Source organism: Sorangium sp. So ce887 (assembly GCF_051521455.1).
Lineage (GTDB): Bacteria > Myxococcota_A > Polyangia > Polyangiales > Polyangiaceae > Sorangium.
The window spans coordinates 4,754,395-4,773,900 of the sequence record NZ_CP150354.1; the positions used below are offsets into that span (position 1 = coordinate 4,754,395).

Below are 19,506 nucleotides of genomic sequence, written 5' to 3' on the forward strand. Positions count from 1 at the left end.
AGCGCTCGCCTGCCTGGGCCGGCACACGGACGACCGGCGCGCCGCGCGCGGGCCGTCTCCAGGCTGGATTGCGTCAACTCGTCGGCTCTGCAATCTTCTTCCATGGTGGTCATGTGCGGCCTTCCCGGCTGTTCACTCGAATGGACGCCCCCGGCGCACGCGCGAGGTGCGCTTGCGCAACCAGAGACACAAAGAGACACAAAGAGACCCAAAGAGATACAAGCACGCAGCTCCCCCGCGGCTCATGGCCGTCAAACCGGCCGGGCGCGCCGCTCGAGGCGCCGCCGGAGCAGGCAGGGCGAGGTAGCGCAAACGCCTATGCCCACAGGCTGGCGCGGTCACGCGATGAGGCGCGCGGGCTCGTCGAGCGCGCGGGTGAGCCTAGTCCAGAGTGGGAATGTCCCCATACTGCCACTTGCCGGCGTCGAATGTGAAGCTCTCCGTGAACAGGTCCTCCGTGCTCACGGATTCTCCTTTGAGGAACCGGTTGACGAATTCGCTGAAGTACTCCGTCGCGAAGGTCCCCGCCTGCGCGCAGTGACCATGGTTCGGGTGGGGGAAGCCCAGGTGGTCCTTCGAGCCGAGCGCCTCGTAGATCAGCTGGGTGTACTTCATCGTCGTGTAGACGCACTTCGGGCAGTTCCACCCGTCGTTCGTGCCCTCCATGATGATGAGGGGCCTCGGCCAGGCCAGCGCGAGCACCTCGTGCTGGTCGATGGGCAACCTGGTGACGTTGGTGTTCCCGAACGCCTCGAAGGCGTCTCCCATCCAGTTCTCTTCACCGTAGATCTGGGAGGCGGTCTGGACGTTCGCCCCGGCGCTCTTCTCCGCCTCTGCGGGGCGCCAGCCGCTCGCCAACCCGGAGCCGGGCGACTGCGCGGCGACGAGGGCGATCCGCTCGTCGAACAGGCCGATGACGCCGGCTTCCTTGCCGTTCCGAGAGCAGCCGAGCGCCGAGAGCTTCGTCGTATCGATGTTGTGCCCCGTCGTCATTTCCAGCGCATCGATGACGCGGCTGGCTCCCCAGGCCCATGCCATGAGCGAGCCGGTCGACTTGTAATCGGGGTAGAGATCGTAGAACAACCCCGAAGGCGCGCGGCGTCCCTGGCTCCCGGTCGACTTTGCGAGCCTCTCACCGACGCTCCCATAGTCGATGGTCGCCACCCCGGCGGGCGCCGACGCGCCGATGCTGAAGATCGCCGGCGTGGGCCCGCCGCCTCCACCGCTGGCCGCTCGGATGGTCACCGAGAACTCGATCGTTTTCCCGCCGTTCGTGACGGTGATATCCAGTTTTCCACCGCTGTAGGTGGCCTCGACGGACTCCGGTTTCCCAGGGTTCTTGCCATAGATGAACTCCTGGGCGAGCAGGCTGATCTCCTTCCTGCGGCAAGCCCAGTCGGCTTTCGAGGTCACCTTCGAGCCGTCCAGGAAGGTGAACGGATCCGGCATTTTTGGATTCGACTTCAGCTCGGCCAGGGTCGGGATCTCGATGCTCGTCGAGCAGCCCTCCCCGGGCGAACCGCCGGTTCCCGCGGAGCCGCCGCCGCTGCCCGTCGCACCGGCGCCTCCGCCCGAGCCACTGTTGCTCGAAGGGCCGCTACCGGCGGTCGTGGAAACACCGCTCGCCGTGGAGCCAGCAGACGAGGCGCTGGCTCCGCTCCAGCCCCCTCCCTGCCCGGAGGCGCCAGCGCCGTCGGTGTCGTCCGGCCCCCCGGAGGCCGAGCTCGAACACGCGGCGAGGGGGACGAGGAGCAGACAAACGACGAGCGCGGGGAGGGTCATGGTTCAATCATCTCTCCGGGAAAGAGCCGGGACGTTTGACCCGATGAATTCCCGCGAGCGGCGAGGCTGATCTCACGGGAAGACAAAACTCTCCAGGCGGCGAGATCCTCGGCCGAGGGGACTTCCGGTGGCGCGCGCGAATTTGTCAACCTCACGGCCCTTCACGCTCGAGACGGCAGGCCCACGGATGTCAGCGCAGAGCTCGTCCGAGCGGTTCGAGTCGTCATGGCTTCACATCACCTCGCATCCGTGAGCACTCCGAGGCTGTACTCGTGCAAATTGTACTCGGCCCCGGCCCTGGTCCGGCCCTGAAAGAGATACCGCATGTTGCAGGTGTCGATCGTCATGGTCTCGTCGGGGTTATCGCGGAGCATCTCACCGTGGCTGATCCCGTCGTTCGACCAGCCGGCGCCCGTGACGTTGCTCTTCCCCGCGAAGGGGTTTGCCTGCGTGTCCGCCAGCGGCGTCCAGGCACCGTCGAGCTTGTCCGCGGTCCAGGAGCGGAAATACCGACCGTCGCCGATGCTCTCGTGGATCAGAAGATACTTGTCCGTGCCCTTGATCTTGTAGACGTTGGCTGCCTCGAACAGGTCGAACCTCTCGTCGCTCATGACGATGACCGGCGTGCCGAAGCCAGCCGGGAAGCTGGCCTTGCTGGTCTGGCTTCGATAGAGGTGCCCGTTGTCATCGGAGAAGAACAGGTGGCAATTTGCGTCGTCGCAGATCACCCAGAAGTCGATCCACGTCCCTGAACCCTTGTTCTGGGTGACGATCGCGGGCTCGTTCTCGATGAATTTTCGAGGCGCTGACCAGGATCTGACGTCGCTCGGATCCCTGGTGGTCGAGTAGGTGGGCGGCTGGCTCTGATAGACGAGGTACCACAGGTCCTGCGGCGAGAAGTAGAAGAGCTGCGGGGCGCACTTGTACCCGGTCAGGTTGGGGTTCGTGCTCAGGAGCGTCTTCGGCGCCGCCCCGGCCTTATCCCAGTCGGTGAAGCTCAGATACGTCATGTTGTAGCTGTTGGAATAGTGCGTCGCATACACGTGCCACTTGCCGTCATGGAACAGGACGGTCGGGTCCTTGATGGACACAGAGCCGCTCGGCGGGGTGATCAGCGCGGGAGACGACTCCCATTTGAAGCTCGTGGGCACGCCGCAGCCAGGGCTCATGCTGCCGCCCGTGGACGAGGCATCGCCGCCCGCCGCGCCGCCGGCGCCGCCGGCGCCGCCACCGCCGGCATTCGGAGAACCGCCCTCGTTTTGCGTCCCGCCCCCGCTCGCGGAGCCGCTTCCGCTCGTGGAGCCGCCCCCGCTACCGGTTCCGGTTCCGGTTCCGGTTCCGGTTCCAGCTCCAGAGCCACCCTGCCCCACGGAGCTCCCCGCGGTCGCCCCGGACGAGGTGCTCGACGCCTCCGGGGTGGGCTCTGTGTCGGACGAGGCGCAACCCACCATGATCAATCCAACGAAGGTGACAAATCCTGCTGCCCATGAACGCATGGTGACCTCCAAGCTACTTGTCGTGAAACTATGAATTCCCGCGGGACTCCAGAACGATCATCGCACAAGCACAAAGGCCTGTTGGCGCAACACGTGCTCGAACGGCGCTCTCTTCATCCCGATCGAGTCATGCCGGCCGGGCGCGCCGCTCGAAGAGCCGCTGGAGCAGGCAGGAGACGAGGAGGAGCAGACCGATGACGATCTTGGTCCACCAGGAGCTGAGCGTGCCCTCGAACATGATGAGGGTCTGGATGGTGCCGTGGATGAGCACGCCGAACAGGGTCCCGACGACCGTGCCGAAGCCGCCGGTCAGCAGCGTGCCGCCGATGACGACGGCGGCGATGGCATCCAGCTCCATGCCGCCGGCGTGCAGCGCGTAGCCGGACACCATGTAAAAGGTGAAGGCGACGCCCGCCAGCGCCGAGCAGAACCCGCTCAAGGTGTAGATGAGCACCTTGGTCCTCGGCACCGGGAGGCCCATGAGCAGGGCGGACTGCTCGCTCCCGCCGATCGCGTAGACCGTGCGGCCGAAGCGCGTGTAGTGCGCGAGGTAGACGGCCGCGGCGAACAACACAAGCGCGATGACCACGTTCCAGGTGATCGACGTGTCGAACAGGAAAGGGATGCGGCGCGACGAGACGTCGACGTAGAAGCCGTGGGTGATGGTGATGGATTCGATGCTGATGAGGTAACAGAGCCCGCGAGCCAGGAACATGCCCGCCAGGGTGACGATGAAGGCCTGGACCTCGAAGTACTGGATGATCAACCCCATCACGAGGCCGATGCCCGCGCCCATGGCCAGGACGAGCGGGATGACCACGGCCGGGCTGAGGCCGTGGTGCTCGACGAGCGACGCCGAGACCATCGTGGTCAGCGCGATGACCGAGCCGACCGAGAGATCGATCCCGCCGGAGAGGATGACGAAGGTCATCCCGATGGCGGCGATCGCCAGGAACGCGTTGTCGATGAAGAAGTTGAGGAACACCTGCAGCGAGAAGAACCCCTCGAACAGGCACGACCCGGCCCCGAACAGGAGCGCGAAGAGGCCGATGGTGACGACGAGCGGCAGGTGCCTCGTGGGGATCCGGACGGACGGCCTGGCCGCGGCTGCGGTGTTGCTCATGGAACGGCCACTCTCCCTGCGCGCTGCTTTCCGATGAGATCCCTGACCTTCTGCGATTGCAGGATGCTGACCAGGAAGACGACGAGGGCCTTCACCACCAGGTTGACCTCGGGCGGCACGCCGACGGAGTAGATCGTGGTGGTGAGCGTCTGGAGGATGAGCGCGCCGATGACGCTCCCCGCCAGCGTGAACCTGCCCCCGGAGAGCGACGTCCCGCCCAGGACCACGGCCAGGATGGCGTCCAGCTCGAAGAGCAGCCCCGCGTTGTTGCCGTCGGCGCTCTTGACGTTCGAGCTCACGATGAGCCCGGCGATGCCGGCGCACAGCCCGCACATCGCATAGCAGGCGAAGGTGATCGAGCGCGCGCGGATCCCGGCCAGCCGCGAGGCGACCGGGTTCACGCCGATCGCCTCGACGAACATGCCGAGCGCGGTCTTGCGGGTCAGCAGCCAGAGGGCGGCGCCCACGCCCGCCACGATGAACAGCGAGACAGGGATGCCCAGCAGGAAGCCGTTCCCGATGACATGGTAAGGACTGTAATAGATCGTGAGGATCTGGCCGTTCGTGATGAGCTGGGCGACGCCCCGGCCCATGACGAGCAGGATCAGGGTCGCGATGATCGGCTGCAGGCCGAGCAGCGACACAAGCGCTCCGTTCCACATGCCGAAGACCAGCGCCACGCCGAGCGCGCCGCCGATGACGATCGGCAGCGGGAACTGCGTCACGTCCTCCATGCCGGTCCCGCCGCGCAGGGCCAGCTCGCCGCCGATCAGCGCCGCCGCGACCGCGCCCGAGATGGCGACGACCGCGCCCACCGAGATGTCGATGCCGTGGGTGGCGATCACCAGGGTGAGACCCATGGCGATGATCATGAGCGGCGCCGCGCGGTTCAGGATGTCGATGACGCTGCCGTACAGGTGGCCATCCTTGACCGTGATCGCGAAGAGCTGCGGGTTGGTGACGAGGTTGAAGAGGAGCAGCAGGCCGAGCATCGCCATCGGCCAGAAGGCGCTCCTCCGGGTGAGCCGGCGCAGGGAGGCGGCCGCCGCGCTCACGCCGGACCTCCCGCGATGATCTGGTACACCGCCTGCTCGTCGGTCTCGCCGGTGGCCAGGTCGGCCACCTTGCGCCTGTCGCGCAGGACGACGACCCGGTCCGAGTAGCGCAGCGCCTCGGCCATCTCGGACGAGACGAACACCACCGCCATGCCCCGGTCGCAGAGATCCATGACCTGGCCCATGATCTCGCCCTTGGCCGCCACGTCGATGCCGCGGGTCGGCTCGTCGAGGATGAGCATGCGCGGGTCGGTCGCCAGCCAGCGGGCCAGGAGCGCCTTCTGCTGGTTGCCGCCGCTCAGCTTGGAGATGGGCACCTCCGCGTCGGCCGCCACGATGCCGAGCCGCTGGATGTACGTGCGGGCGATCTCGTCCTGTCGTGCGCGGGACAGGTTGCGGAAGATGCCGCGCTTGGCCTGGAGGGCCACGACGATGTTCTCGCGCAGCGAGAGGTCGCCGAGGATGCCCTCGAGCTTCCGGTCCTCGGGGCAGAAGCCGAGCCCGCGCGCGATCGCGTCGAGCGGCGAGCCGATGCGCGCCTCTGCGCCGTCGATCTCGATGGTGCCCTGGTCCGCCCTGTCGATCCCGAACAGGAGCCGCACCGTCTCGGACTTTCCGGCGCCCAGGAGACCGGCGATGCCGAGCTCTTCCCCCGGCCACACCTCGAGGTCGATGTCCCTGACCGAGCCTTTCTTGCCGAGTCCGCGTGCCCGCAGGAAGGGCGCCTCCCCGCCCGCCGGCATCGCCGTCCGGGCGCGCTCGGCCCGGGTCGGGCCCTCGTCCGCGACGTCGCGCCCGACCATCTGCGTGACGAGCTTCATGCGCGAGAGCTCCGCGGCCAGGTACTCGCCGACCAGCTGGCCGTTCCTCAGCACCGTGATCCGGTCGGAGATCTCGAACACCTGGTCGAGGAAGTGCGTGATGAACAGGACCGCCATCCCTTGCCCCGTGAGGCGCCGGATGACCGAGAACAGCGTCTTGACCTCGTCCTCGGCCAGGCTCGATGTCGGCTCGTCGAGGATGAGGATCTTGGCCCTGGCGCTGAGCGCGCGCGCGATCGCGACGATCTGCTGGACGGCCAGGGAGAAGGTCGAGAGCGGCGCGGCGACGTCGATGTGGACGTTGAGGTCCGACAGCAGGGCGGCGGCCTTCCGGCGCATCTCCCCCCACCGGATGGCGAAGGGGCTCTCGCCTTCACGCCCGAGGTAGATGTTCTCGGCGACCGACAGGTTGGTGCACAGATTCACCTCCTGGAACACGGCGCTGATGCCCGCCCGCTGTGCGCCCTGCGGGCTTGACGGCCTGATCTCCCGGCCATCGAGGAGGATCTGCCCGCCGTCCGGGGGGTGGACGCCGGTGATGACCTTGACGAGGGTCGACTTGCCGGCGCCGTTCTGCCCCATGAGCGTGTGCACTTCCCCCGGCAGCAGGCGGAAGTCGACGGACAGGAGCGCCTGCACGCCCGGGAACCTCTTGGAGATCCGCTTCATCTCGAGCACGGGCACGACGTCGCTCCCCATGGCCCCCATCCTCCCGGCGCGGAGATCGCCGCCGCGCGCGCCCGGACAGCGCTGTCAACCGAACTGAGGCCAAGGAGGGAAGAAGCTCCCCCCCGGTCCCCCGATCTTCCTGTGAAATCTCGATGGGCAGATGAGCGCGTGCCCGGCGCTCAGTACTTGCGCTTCGGGAGCTCCTGGGCGGCGGTCTCCATCGGGAAGACGCCCTCCTCGGTCACGATGCGCTTGGGCAGCGTCTTGCCTGCCACGACGTCGTTGACCGCGCTCATGAGCTGCGGCCCGAGCAGGGGGCTGCACTCGACGGTCACGTTGAGCTTGCCGGCCATCATCGCCTCGAACGCGCCCTTCACCGCGTCGATGGAGATGACGAGGATGTCCTTGCCCGGGCGGAGGCCGGCCTCCTCGATCGCCTGGATCGCGCCGATCGCCATGTCGTCGTTGTGGGCGTAGAGGACGTGGATGTTCTTGCCCTCCGCCTTGAGGAACGCCTCCATGACCTCCTTGCCCTTGGCGCGGGTGAAGTCGCCCGTCTGCGAGCGGATGATCTTGAGCTCGGGCCTGTCCTTGATGATCTCCTCGAACCCCTTCTTGCGGTCGATCGCGGGGGCCGACCCGACGGTGCCCTGCAGCTCGACGATGTTGACGGGGTCCTTCTGATCCTTCGTCTTCTCGACCAGCCACTTGGCCGCGCGGCGGCCTTCCTCGACGAAGTCCGAGCCGATGAAGGTGACCCAGAGGCTGTCGTCCTTCACGTCCACGGCGCGATCGGTCAGGATGACCGGGATCTTGGCCGCCTTGGCCTCGCGCAGGACGGGCTCCCAGCCGGTCTCGACCACGGGCGAGAAGGCGATGACGTCGACCTTCTGGGCGATGAACGACCGGATGGCCTTGATCTGGTTCTCCTGCTTCTGCTGCGCGTCGGAGAGCTTGAGGTCGAACCCGGCCGTCTTGGCGGCCTCCTCGATCGATTTTGTGTTCGCGGTCCGCCACTCGCTCTCCGCGCCGATCTGGGAGAACCCGAGCGTGATCTGCTTCTTTTCCTTTTGACAGCCCAGCCCGGCCAGGATCAGCGCCAGCCCGGCCAGCGCCACCATCGTCGCGGCGACAAAATTGCTCCTCTTCAAGGCGCAGCTCCTTTCATCGTGTCCATCGCCCCGTCCCGCGGGGCATCTTGGTCGTCCTCGCCGTCGTCCCGCGACGTCCGGCGTCACTTCTGGCCGTAGTACGCGCCCTTCCCGTGTTTCCGGTCGAAGTGCTTGCGTACGAGCGCGTCGGGCAGGCGCGCGGCGCCCGGGTGGATCGTGCGGGTGATGAACGCCATCCTCGCGATCTCCTCGAGCACCACCGCATTGTACACGGCCTTGTCGGCGTCCTCTCCCCACGCGAAGGGGCCGTGGCCCGCCACGAGCACCATCGGTGTGTGGGCCGGGCTACGCGCCGTGAAGCACTCGACGATCTGCTTCCCGGTCTCCGTCTCGTAGTCGCCCTGCACGGCGTCCGCGCGCATCATCTCGGTGCACGGCACGTCCTCGGCCAGGTGATCCGCGTGCGTCGTCCCGTAGATCGGGATCGGCGTGCCCGTCTGCGCCCAGCTTGTCGCGTAGGTCGAGTGCGTGTGCACGACGCCGCCCACCCCGCGGAAGCTCTTGTACAACAGGATGTGCGTCCGGGTATCCGAGGAAGGGCGGAGCTTGCCCTCCACCACGTTCCCCTCCAGGTCGACCACCACCATGTCGTCGACCGATAGCCGATCGTACGCGACGCCGCTCGGCTTGATGGCCAGGACGCCCCGGTCGCGATCGAACGCCGAGACGTTGCCGAAGGTGTAGATGGCGAGCCCCCGGCGCGGGATCTCCAGGTTCGCCTCCCAGGCGCGCTCGCGCAGCTCTCGATAGGTCGTGCTCACATCCCGGCCCTCAGTGCGACATCCGGTAGGCGAGGTCGTTCCAGCGGAGCTCGTTCTTGAGCGCGCGGATCTCGGTCCCTTCGCCGATGCAAACCACCTCCACGCCGGCGATGGCGGCGAAGTCCTCCACGTGCGCCATCGTCAGGGCGCGGCTGTGCGCGCAGTGATGGGCGCCCCCGGCCAGGATCCACGCCTCGCACGCGAGCTTGAAATCCGGCCTGGGGATCCACACCGCGCGCGCCACCGGCAGCTTCGGCATCGCCCTGTCGGGCGCCACCGCCTCGAGATCGTTGGCGACGATCCGCATGCGGCCGCGCATGTCGATCATGGCAACGTTCACGGCGGGCCCGGTTCCGGCGTCGAAGACGAGCCGGCAAGGGTCCGCCTTGCTGCCGATGGAGAGCGGGTGGATCTCCAGCGACGGCTTCCCCGCGGCGATCGAGGGGCAGATCTCGAGCATGTGGGCGCCGAGGACGCGCTCCTTCCCCTGGACGAGGTGATAGGTGTAGTCCTCCATGAAGGAGACGCCCCCGCGCAGGCCGGCCGACATGACCTTCAGGGCGCGGACCAGGCCGCAGGACTTCCAGTCGCCCTCCGCCCCGAAGCCGTAGCCCTCGGCCATGAGGCGCTGCACCGCGAGGCCGGGGAGCTGCTTGAGCCCGTGCAGGTCCTCGAAGGTCGTGGTGAACCCGCCGAAGCCGCCCTCCTCGAGGAAGGAGCGCATCGCCGCCTCCTGCCTCGCCGCGTACCGCAGCTCGCCGCGGCGATCTCCGCCCTTCCTCAGGGCGGGGACGACGGAGTACGCCTCGTCGTACTCCGCCACGAGGCGATCGACCTCGCGCTCGTCGACGTCGGCGATCCGCCCCACGAGATCGCCTATGCCGTAGCCGTTCACCGACCAACCGAGCTTGACCTGCGCCTCGACGCGATCGCCGCCGGTGACGGCCACCTCTCTCATGTTCATGCCGCCGAAGCGGGCGATCTTGAGCCGCCGCGCGTCCAGGATGGCGCAGGCGGCGCGCGCCCAGACGTCGAGCTTGGCGAGGACGTCGTCGTCCATCCAGTGGCCGACGACGACCTTCCGGTCGATGCGCAGGCGAGCGCCGATGTACCCGAACTCGCGGTCCCCGTGGGCCGACTGGTTCAGGTTCATGAAATCCATGTCGATGCTGTCCCAGGGGAGCTCGCGGTTGTACTGCGTGTGCAGGTGCGCGAGCGGCTTCTCCAGGCGCAGGAGCCCCGCGATCCACATCTTCGCGGGCGAGAACGTGTGCATCCACGTGATCACGCCGGCGCACCGCGGCGTCGCGTTGGCCTCGCGGCAGACGGCGAGGATCGCCTCGGGGCTCTTGAGCGTCGGCTTCCAGACGACCTTGACCGGGAGCTTGCCGGAGGCGTCGAGATGCGCGGCGATCTCCCGCGCGTGCTCGGCGACCTGCTTCAGCGTCTCCTCGCCGTAGAGGTCCTGACTGCCGGTCAAGAACCACACCTCGAAGTTTTCCCGAAGTTCTTTCATCGCGACCCTGCTCATTGCGTCAGCTTCCTCTCCACAAACGACCCGAGCGCGACATAGTCCCGGTAGAGCGCATCATAGTGCCTGGCGCGCTCAGGATCCGGCCGATACCGGGCCTCGGTCCCGGGCGACATCGCGCGCTGTGCGTCCTCGACCGAAGCGTGCAGGCCGGCGGCCGTGGCGGCGAACATCGCCGCGCCCAGGGCCACCGGCTGCTCGCCGGCGCGGACCTCGACGGTCATGTCGAGCACGTCCGCCAGCACCTGCATGGTGAACGGGCTCTTCCGCGCGACCCCGCCGACACCGATGACGCCGTCGATGCGGAGCCCCTCGGACCGGAAGCGCTCGACGATGGAGCGCGAACCGAACGCGATCCCCTCGGCGAGCGCGCGGTAGATGCGCGGAGCGTCGGTGGCGAGGTCGAGGCGGACGAGGGCGCCCTTGAGCCGCTGGTCCGCGTCCGGGGTCCTCCGCCCGTTCAGCCAGTCGAGCGCCATCACCGAGCTCTGATCCGGCGGGATCTCCGCGGCCGCCCTCTCCAGCTCGGGGATGATCCGGTCGATGACCTCTTCGGCGATCGCCGCGCGCGGCGCCGCCTCGGCCAGCGCCTCCCCGGGCGAGCCCCCGGCGCCGGGGAGGGCAGGGGGGATGGCGAGCAGCGGCCAGCTGAGGAGCCGCTTGAACCAGGCAAAGACGTCACCGAAGGCGGACTGCCCCGCTTCGTAGCCGATCGCGCCGGGGAGGATCGAGCCGTCGACCTGGCCGCAGATCCCGGCGACGAGGACCTCCGGCGCGCCCGTCTTCGGGACGACGAGCATATCGCACGTGCTCGTGCCCATGACCTTGAGCAGGTGGTGCGGCTGGATGTCGCCGCCGACCGCGCCCATGTGCGCGTCGAACGCGCCGACGGCGACGATGACGTCGCCCGGGATACCGAGCATTGCGGCCCACCCGGGCGAGATCGTCCCGAAGGGCGCGTCCGCGGTCCAGGTCTGCGCGCCGAGCGTGGCCCTGAGCGCGGGCAGGCGCGGATTCAGCCTCGCCAGGAACTCGTTCGACGGATAGCCGTCGAACGCCGCGTGCCACATCGCCTTGTGGCCGGCGGCGCAGCGGCTCCGCTTGATCCGCCCGAGGTCGTCTGTGCCGGTCAGGACGGCGGGGATCCAGTCGCAGTGCTCGAGGACGGTGACCGCCGCGCGCGCGACCGCCGGATTGGCCTCGATGACGTGGAGCACCTTGGCCCAGAACCACTCGGCGGAGTACACGCCGCCCGCGAATTTCGTGTAATCCACGCCGCCCCAGGTCCGGGCGACCTCGTTGATCCGCGCCGCCTCGGCCACGGCGGTGTGGTCCTTCCAGAGGAGGAACATCGCGTCCGGGTCCTCCTCGAAGCCGGGGCAGAGCGCGAGGGGCCGGCCCTTCGCGTCGGCCAGGACCGGCGTGGATCCGGTCGTATCGACCGCGATCCCGCGCACGCGCGCGGCGACGTCGCTGCCCGCCTGCCTCAGGGCCGAGCGAACGGACGCCTCCATGGCATGGAGGTAGTCGAGCGGATGCTGGCGGAACCGGTGCGCGTGCGGGTCGCAGTAGAGCCCTTGCGCCCAGCGCGGGTACGGCGCGACCGCAGCCCCCGCGACCCCGCCGTCGCTCGCGTCCGCGACGACCGCGCGAACGGAGTCGGTGCCGAAATCGATCCCGATGACGAAGGTCCCGATGCGCATGACGACCCGCTGCAAGGTGAAGCCGAAGCCAAAGCCAAAAAAGGATGGCTCGAAACACAATGTGAACGTTCACACGACGGATGTCAATTCCAATCCGTCCGCCAGCGGCTATTCTCCCGCCCCGATGACGGACAAGGCTGACAGTTCGCTTCCGGAGCGCCGCGTCAAGAAGGGCGGGCGCCGGGCCGCGGTCATGGTGGATGTGGCCAAGCTCGCCGGCGTCTCCTATCAGACGGTGTCGCGGGTCCTGCACGACAGCCCGCACGTGCATCGCGACACGCGGGAGCGGGTGCTCGACGCGATCCGCCAGCTCGACTACCGGCCCAGCTCGGTGGCGCAGGCGCTCGTCACCGGGCGGTCGCGGACGCTGGGCGTGGTCAGCTTCGACACGGCGCTCTACGGTCCGGCGTCGACGCTGCTCGGGATCGAGGAGGCGGCGCACGACGCCGGCTACGGCATCAGCATCGCGAGCTTGAAGTCGCTCAGCCGCGCGCCGGTGGTGGAGGCCGTGCAGCGGCTGTGCGATCAGGGGGCCGACGGCATCGTCGTCATCGCCCCGCAGCGGTCGGCGGTGGACGCGCTCCGCCATCTCACGTCCGACGTCCCGGTGGTCGCCGTCGAGGGCGGGCCGGACGATTCGTTCCCGGTGGTCGCCGTCGACCAGCTCGGGGGCGCGGTGGCCGCGACGCGGCATCTCCTCGACCTGGGGCACAGGACGGTGTGGCAAATCGCCGGCCCGCCCGACTGGCTCGAGGCCGACCAGCGCATCGACGGCTGGCGCTCGGCGCTGATGGCGGCCGGCGCCGAGATCCCGCCTCTGCTGCGCGGCGACTGGAGCGCGCGCTCCGGCTACGCGCTCGCCCCGCAGCTCGTACGCACGCCGGGCGTCACCGCCGTGTTCGTGGCGAACGACCAGATGGCGCTCGGCCTGCTGCGCTTCCTCCACGAGAGCGGGCGCGAGACGCCGCAGGACATCAGCATCGTCGGCTTCGACGACATCCCGGAGGCGGCCTACTTCACGCCCCCGCTCACCACCGTCCGCCAGGACTTCTCCGAGGTGGGACGCCGGTGCCTCCACCTCCTGCTCGACCAGATCGAGAGCGGCCAGCGCTCCTCGTCGCGCGTCGTGGTCGAGACCGAGCTCGTCCTGCGCAAGAGCACCGCGGTCCTCAGGCACCCGTGAGCCCGCGGGGCAGGGACCTACGAGCGTTCACGTTTCAACGCGCTTCGAGGCAGAGCGTGCGGACGAAGCGCCTCACGGTCGAGGCGCGGTGCTCGGCGTAGTAGCCCGCCGCCGCCGCTCTCGACGCCTCGCCGGGCGCCTCGAGGCAGCCCGCGATGATCTCGTAGCCGTCCTGGAGCGGGTCCGAGTCCCTGGGGTGCGTGCGACGAACCTCGTGCACGAGCTCACGCATGCGCGCGCCGTTCCGCGCGCTCATCGCGTCGTTCAGCAGCGCGATCAGGCCGTTCTCATGCTGGATCTCGAGGTGACGCGGCGTGATCGGGTGAGGGTGAGCGGGGCCGTCGTGTCGGTCGTCGGGGCTCGGCCCGATGACGGGCAGGTCGAGGACCGCCGCGGCGAGCGCGGTGCTGCCGAGCACCGCGGGCGGTCCGGCCGACGCGCGGCGCGACGCTCCCTCGCGCGGCGCCTCCTCCCGCGACGTTTCCTGCCGAGATGAAGGCAGCCGTCGTCCATCGGGCTCTCGCGAGCGATGGACGACGTAGAGCGCCGCGCCGAGGACTATCAGCGCGGCCACGAACCAGCGCCCGCGCGTCGACCTCACGGGATCGTCACCGTCCACGTCACCGTCTCTTGCGAGCGGGGCCAGCTGTCGCGACCCCAGCAGGGATCGATGTGACGGGGGTTCGTCGAGGGCGGCGGGTCGAGGCACTCCCCGCTGCGGTAGCGCACCCACTCTTCACCGGCATTGTCGTAGGCCCTGGCGACGATGGTGTGAGTGCCCGGGGCGAGGCCTGCCGCGGCGACGTTGTAGACGGGGCCGCCGTCGGTCGCGATCACGTCGCCGTCGAGCGTCCAATCGACGCTGATGACCTCGGGATCGATCACGTTGACCGCGAGCGTGGCCGGATCCGTGACGTTGCCAGCGGGTGGATCGGTCGAGTCGATCGGCGTGACGCGCATCCAGATGTCCATGATGATCTTCTCGCGCGAGACCGGGTTGAAGCTCGTGTCCTTGTTGTCTCCAAACAGGCTGTTCATCATCGAGTTCGAAGAAGGGCGGTACTGTCCGCTGTCGACGTAGCGGCTGCCGACGAAGGTGCCCTGGATGCCCGTGGCGTCGGCGGCGTCATGACCCAGCCACTTGTCCCATTTGCCCGCCGTCGTCGTGCAATCGCTCGTCGAGTTCACCTCGACGTACTCGGTGCCGCTGCCGCTGCACGTGTTCGCGCCGCAGCTCGAGCCCGTCGCCTTGGCGCAATACTCGTCGGCCAGCTGATGGAAGCCGTGGCCACCTTCATGCAGGGCCGCTCCGGCGGCGTCCGAGTGCCCGCCGGACCAGAGCATCCACGATGCGCCCGTGTTCCACCAGCGACTGTTGTTCAACACGATGGCGTGCCAGTCGACCTCGAGATCCTCGGGGAGGTTCGCCTTGAGCGCGTCATCCGCCGCACGGGTATCGCAGTCTGCGAGGCGGCTCTCATCGTCGCCCGAGCAACCGAGCGCTCCTGGGATGCCGTTCGAGGGGCTGACCAGCTTGATGGCGCAGATGTTGACGAACTTGCGATATCTGCCGTACGGCTCGCCGATCGGGCTGCTGAAGCGCAGGTCCATCGCCGCCTCGACGTGCTCGATGTACGTGGTGTTCACGGTCGTGGCGTCGTAGCCGTCGCCCAGGATGACGTAGTTGACGCGGTTTTCCGGTGGGCCCGCGCTCTCGATGGCCACGCCGTTCGTGCCGCAATCGAGGACGTAAGCGGAGCCGCCTCCTCCATCGCCGCCGGGAACGAAGGCTCCCCCGGCGCCCGTGCCGGCAGAGCTGCCCTGGGCCGCGCCGCCCGAGCCGCCCGAGCCGCCCGAGCCGGGACTGCCGCTGCCTGCTGCTCCGCCGCCGGCTGAGCCGCCCTCCGACGTACCGCCGCTGTCCGTCGTCGCCGTGTCGCTGCCGGGTGCCTCGCCGCAAGCGCAGAGCGCCACAAGACTCACGACGCGCAGCATGCAGCTCGATTTCATCGCTCTCGCCTCACGATTTCTCGCCGGTCGCAACGCCAAACGGGAACCGGGAGCCTGCGCCGCAGGCGCGTGTGAGCCCTGCGGCCTCCGCTCACCCGAACAGCCCCTCGATCGCCGTGGTCCGCTGGTCGCTGTCCCCCATCACGAGATCCGGGGCACCGAAGGCGGCCGCGCACGCCATCCACACGTCGTTGGTGGAGCGGAGGCCGCGATTGCTGTTGGTCCACACCTGCCCGCCGCGCAGCTTTGTTCCCTCGCCGCCGAACAGCAACCACGGCATGTTGTCCCAGTTGTGCGTTCGCGTGCCGACCTCCGTGATGTACGGGACCAGCGTGCTGTCGAGCAGCCTCCCGCCGGCGACGTCCTCCGTCTCCGCGAGCTCCTGCAGAAAGCCGGCGACGTGGCCGGCGTAGAACTCTTCTACCCGCGTGAGGAACTCGAGCGTGTCGCGCGTATCGGGATCGTGGCTCGTTGTGTGGTGCACCTTGAAGATGGCGGAGTCGGGGGGCCACAGCTCGCCGAAGCTCACGTGGTTCGTGCCAGGGGCCCACTGGAACGTGACCACGCGCGTCAGGTCGCAGCGGAAAGCGGCCTTGATCACGGCGAAATGCAGGGCGCCGATGCGCGCGTGCTTCACGTCGTCGCGCTCCGAGACGACGTGCGAGCTCTCGTAGGGATCGATGTGCCCGCTCACGTCGACGGTCTCTGGCTCCTGCGGGACGCCGCAGGACGCGGGATCCCTCGGGTCCGCGTCAAACTCCTTCTCCACCTCGCGGATGGCGGCGGCGTGCCCCTCCAGCGCCTCTCGCTGCGAGCTCGGCGCGAGGCTCTGAAGGCGCTTCAGGTCCTTCATCGCGAAGTCGAGCACGCTCTTCTTCTCCAGGCGCGCCCGCGCCAGGGCATCCAGGTTGTCGTCCGTCGGGCCGCCCGGCATCAGCGTGCCGAACACCCGGCGGTACGCCTCGAGCGGCTGGTAGTAGGGCTTCATCGGCGCGCGCGGGCCCGAATAGGACATGTGGCGGGTCGACACCTCGGGCGTGTCGGCGCGGTTGTCGCAAGAGACCTGGAGCGATGCGATGGGGGGGCCCTGGAGCTCGAGCGACTGCTTCACGAGCAGCTGGTCGATGCTCGCCCCCTCGGCCATCGGATCGTCGCCGCCGTTGCCCGGATACAGCTGCTTGGTCCGCTGCCCCGTGGCCATCAGCACCGTTCCGCGCTCGTGGCCGCCGCCGACGGACCCATCGAAGGGCAGCTTCAGGTCGCGCATCACGACCATGCGAGCCTTCATGGCCGCGAACGGGTCGAGGATGCGGGAGAGCGTGAAGTCGGTCCCGTCTCCTTGCGGCCAGAAGTTCTGATACACGGTGCCCACCGGGCGCTGCACGATCAGCAGGCGCTTCGGTGGCGTCGCGCCCTCCGCGGCCGACTCGAGGCCCTTGAGCACCGTGACGAGGCCCGCGGCGGCGCCGATGCCTTGCAGGAAGCGGCGGCGAGACCATGCATAGGATAGGTTGTAGCGCACAGTCAATTCCCCTTGGCGCGCTCGGTCAGCGCCGGCGATGTCACGATGGCTCTCACGACGTTGGGTAGTGTCCGCTGGCCCTCCGGCAGCGCCGCGATCACGCGCTCGACCTGACAGGCGCGGGGCGTGAGCGTCTCGTCGTCCGTGCCGTAGGTCATGAGGTGCCGCGTGATGCAGGTGGCGAACCCATCGGTCTCCGCGACGGCGTCGACGAACTCGACGGCGCTCGCGTAGATCCCCCCGATGTCGCCCCTGCCGGTCAGGTCGACGCGCGCGTCGATCGGCTCCCCATCGAGGGTGTCGCGGTACCGGCCGACCGGATCGTACTGCTCGAGCAGCAGGCCGAACGCGTCGAACTGGTTGTGACACCCCGCGCAGGTGCCGTTCGCGGCGCGCGCGTCGGCGCGCTCGCGCTCGGTCAGGTCGGCATCGAGCAACTCCTGGATCGCGTCCGCGACCGACTCCGGGGGCGCGGCGATCTTCCCCATGCAGAGCAGCGCGCCGTGCACGAAGAGCCCTCGCGCGACGACGCTCGTGTTGTCGGTCCGGGACAGCGCCGCGAGCAGACCGGGCTGCGTGAGGATCCCGGCGCGCTCGTCGGCCGGCAGCGCGACCCTCACGAACTCTTCCGGGTTCGCGCCCGTGTGCTCCACGCCGTAGACCTGCGCGAGCGGACCGTTCACGAACGTCTCCCTCGAGGTGAGCAGGGCCGACACGTCCGCTCCGCGGTTCCACAGGAGCTCCTCCAGGAGCAGCTCGGTCTCGTGGAACATGCTTGCCTGGAGCGCGGGGGTGTACTCGGGGAAGAGCCCTGGATCCTTCACCGTGCCGAACAGGTTGCTGAGCCCCCACGCCGCGATCAGCGTGGTGCTCAGGCTGCGGCGCGTCTCGGGCTTCTCGAGCAGGCGCTCGGTCTGGCGCATCAGCTCCGCCGGGTCGTTCAGGGCGCCGGAGTCGGCGGCGGCGGCGAGATCGGCGTCCGGCAGGCTGTCCGTCAAGAAGAACGAGAGCTCGCTCGCGGTCTCGTGCGCCGAGAGCTTCACCACGTCGCCGTCCGCGCCGTCGCCGAGCTCGGTGCGGTAGGAGAAAGAGGGGGACGCGAGGATCGCCTCGACAGCGAGCGAGACGCCGCGTTCGTAGCTCGTCTCGTTCCCGAGGCGAACCACGGACCACAGGTTGTCGAGCTCCGTCGCGTCCAGCGGCCGGCGGAACGCCCGCTGCGCGAACGGCGTCAGGAACGCCTTGGCGCAGGCATCGTCTCCGTCAGGGGCGCAGCCGGTCACCTGCTCGAAGCGCCCCGCGAGGCTCTCGGCCGCATAGGCGGCCCTCGCGAGCCGCGTATGCACAAGGGAGGTCCCGGCCACGACGCCCTTCTTGGCAAACGGCTTCGTCCGCGCGTCCGGCGCCTGGTCCAGCTCGATGGCCTCCTCTCCCAGGAGATCCCGGATGGCGTTCGAGAACTGCAGGTCGGCGAGCAGCACGACCCGTCGCTCCAGCCGCGGGTTGCACAGGGCGTCTCCGCTCCCTGAGGGAATCGGGTCGCCGCCCGGGGGGAGCGCGCCCTCGCCGAGCTCGCCCACGCACCCTGTAACGAGGAGCGAAGCGCATGCGACCATTCCCCGCAGTCGAGAGGCGAGCTTGCTGCGAGTGAATGTTTCCACCTCCGGGCGATCGCACGCGACGCTCGGAACAGGATCGCGAGTGGAAGAATTCAGGGCTTCGGCTGCGCGACATCGGTCCTCGATGCGCCTCGGAGCTTTGCCGCGGGCGTGCTCCAAGGCGGCGCGAGCACCGCCTTCAGCGGCGGCCAATAACGAAGATCGATTCACACGATACCTCCCGGTGAGTCCGCCGTGCTGCGTGGATAATCCCATGACCATCCTGGCTGCGGCAAGTGAGCTGGGACCGCGCCGCGCGGCCGCCCCGGATCGGAGCCGCTGCGCCGCCGCGCGGCCGAACCTGGTGTCACCGGGGACGGCGGCGTTCGCGACCTCGGTCACCGTGCCGGTGGTGAACCAATTGTTGTTCATGGTCAGACCGACGACCATGGCAACCTTCGCGGGCAACCGCCGTGATGCCGTTCGCCTTCTTGAGCTCGAGGCAGGCTGACGCATCGTGCAGCGGGGTCAGGCCCGCCATCACGCCGTCTCTCATCGCGCTGTAGCCGATGATGAAGGTGCCGGTGCGCATGACGCCCCGCCGCAAGGTGGAGCCGAAAGAAAGACGAGCCTCAAGCCAAATGTGACCGTTCACATGTTCGAGGTCGACTCCCATCGGTCCGTCCGCGGCTCTTCTCCGGCGCTGACGACCGACAAGGCTGACGACCGGCCCAGCTCGGTGCCTCCCACCGGGAGGAGCCGCTGCCGCGATCGTCGCATTGACACACCGTTTCCCGGGGTTGACACGGAGCATCATCGTGTCGTGAAGACTTGACACAAGGCATCATGACATCGTGCTGGGAGGCCGAGAAATTCGTCCGCGATCCGAAAGTCAAGCTCGTCGTGATGGCGGCCGCATCGTTCAACCCTGCTGCACGCGACGGTTGGTGAGATAGCTCGTGTAGCGATCCACCCTCGCGGGAAAGCGACACTCTATCAGTAATTATCCAACCATCCCGACATTGAGGGGCACGTCCCATCTTGACCCCTTGTTTTATGGCGGGTAGTGTACACGGCCGG

15 protein-coding genes are annotated in these 19,506 nt (G+C 68.4%); 2 read left to right on the plus strand and 13 right to left on the minus strand.

Features of this window, described 5'->3' with window-relative positions; all coding sequences use genetic code 11:
* Positions 1-381: 381 nt before the first annotated feature.
* From WMF36_RS17625 to WMF36_RS17665, 9 genes are all read right to left on the minus strand, one after another.
* Complete coding sequence (locus tag WMF36_RS17625; RefSeq protein WP_437580771.1) at positions 382-1,782, minus strand: glucuronyl esterase domain-containing protein; 1,401 nt, start codon at positions 1,780-1,782, stop codon at positions 382-384.
* A gap of 236 nt (positions 1,783-2,018) precedes the next feature.
* Positions 2,019-2,951, minus strand: a complete 933-nt coding sequence (locus tag WMF36_RS17630; protein WP_437580772.1) for a non-reducing end alpha-L-arabinofuranosidase family hydrolase — start codon at positions 2,949-2,951, stop codon at positions 2,019-2,021.
* A 454-nt stretch (positions 2,952-3,405) separates the two neighbouring features.
* Entirely contained in the window at positions 3,406-4,401 is a 996-nt protein-coding gene (gene yjfF / locus WMF36_RS17635) for a galactofuranose ABC transporter, permease protein YjfF (protein WP_437580773.1), read from the minus strand.
* Positions 4,398-5,399, minus strand: a complete 1,002-nt coding sequence (locus tag WMF36_RS17640; protein WP_437581929.1) for an ABC transporter permease — start codon at positions 5,397-5,399, stop codon at positions 4,398-4,400. The genes yjfF and WMF36_RS17640 overlap by 4 nt, the downstream gene beginning before the upstream one ends.
* A 53-nt stretch (positions 5,400-5,452) precedes the next feature.
* Complete coding sequence (locus tag WMF36_RS17645; RefSeq protein ID WP_437580774.1) at positions 5,453-6,976, minus strand: sugar ABC transporter ATP-binding protein; 1,524 nt, start codon at positions 6,974-6,976, stop codon at positions 5,453-5,455.
* Between the two features lie 149 nt (positions 6,977-7,125).
* Positions 7,126-8,067 (minus strand): ABC transporter substrate-binding protein, encoded by a 942-nt coding sequence (locus tag WMF36_RS17650; RefSeq protein WP_437581930.1) that lies wholly within the window; start codon positions 8,065-8,067, stop codon positions 7,126-7,128.
* Positions 8,068-8,180: 113 nt separating this feature from the next.
* A complete protein-coding gene (locus tag WMF36_RS17655) occupies positions 8,181-8,879 on the minus strand; it encodes an L-ribulose-5-phosphate 4-epimerase (RefSeq protein ID WP_437580775.1) in 699 nt (232 codons plus the stop codon).
* Between the two features lie 10 nt (positions 8,880-8,889).
* Entirely contained in the window at positions 8,890-10,395 is a 1,506-nt protein-coding gene (gene araA, locus WMF36_RS17660; RefSeq protein ID WP_437580776.1) for an L-arabinose isomerase, read from the minus strand.
* 11 nt (positions 10,396-10,406) lie between these two features.
* Entirely contained in the window at positions 10,407-12,113 is a 1,707-nt protein-coding gene (locus tag WMF36_RS17665) for a ribulokinase (RefSeq protein ID WP_437580777.1), read from the minus strand.
* Between the two features lie 124 nt (positions 12,114-12,237).
* Between WMF36_RS17665 and WMF36_RS17670 the strand changes: the two genes are divergently transcribed.
* Positions 12,238-13,296, plus strand: a complete 1,059-nt coding sequence (locus WMF36_RS17670) for a LacI family DNA-binding transcriptional regulator (RefSeq protein ID WP_437580778.1) — start codon at positions 12,238-12,240, stop codon at positions 13,294-13,296.
* Between the two features lie 34 nt (positions 13,297-13,330).
* Here the strand turns inward: WMF36_RS17670 and WMF36_RS17675 are convergent, their stop codons facing one another.
* From WMF36_RS17675 to WMF36_RS17690, 4 genes are all read right to left on the minus strand, one after another.
* On the minus strand, positions 13,331-13,915 hold the full coding sequence (locus WMF36_RS17675) for a hypothetical protein (RefSeq protein ID WP_437580779.1): 585 nt from the start codon (positions 13,913-13,915) through the stop codon (positions 13,331-13,333).
* Positions 13,894-15,306, minus strand: a complete 1,413-nt coding sequence (locus WMF36_RS17680) for a M64 family metallopeptidase (RefSeq protein WP_437580780.1) — start codon at positions 15,304-15,306, stop codon at positions 13,894-13,896. The genes WMF36_RS17675 and WMF36_RS17680 overlap by 22 nt, the downstream gene beginning before the upstream one ends.
* 91 nt (positions 15,307-15,397) lie before the next feature.
* Entirely contained in the window at positions 15,398-16,828 is a 1,431-nt protein-coding gene (locus WMF36_RS17685; RefSeq protein WP_437580781.1) for a DUF1552 domain-containing protein, read from the minus strand.
* 2 nt (positions 16,829-16,830) lie between these two features.
* The gene (locus WMF36_RS17690; protein ID WP_437580782.1) at positions 16,831-18,309 is read right to left on the minus strand and encodes a DUF1592 domain-containing protein; all 1,479 of its coding nucleotides are present in this window, start codon (positions 18,307-18,309) and stop codon (positions 16,831-16,833) included.
* A gap of 391 nt (positions 18,310-18,700) precedes the next feature.
* Between WMF36_RS17690 and WMF36_RS17695 the strand changes: the two genes are divergently transcribed.
* Positions 18,701-18,937, plus strand: a complete 237-nt coding sequence (locus tag WMF36_RS17695; protein ID WP_437580783.1) for a hypothetical protein — start codon at positions 18,701-18,703, stop codon at positions 18,935-18,937.
* The last annotated feature ends 569 nt before the right edge of the window (positions 18,938-19,506 follow it).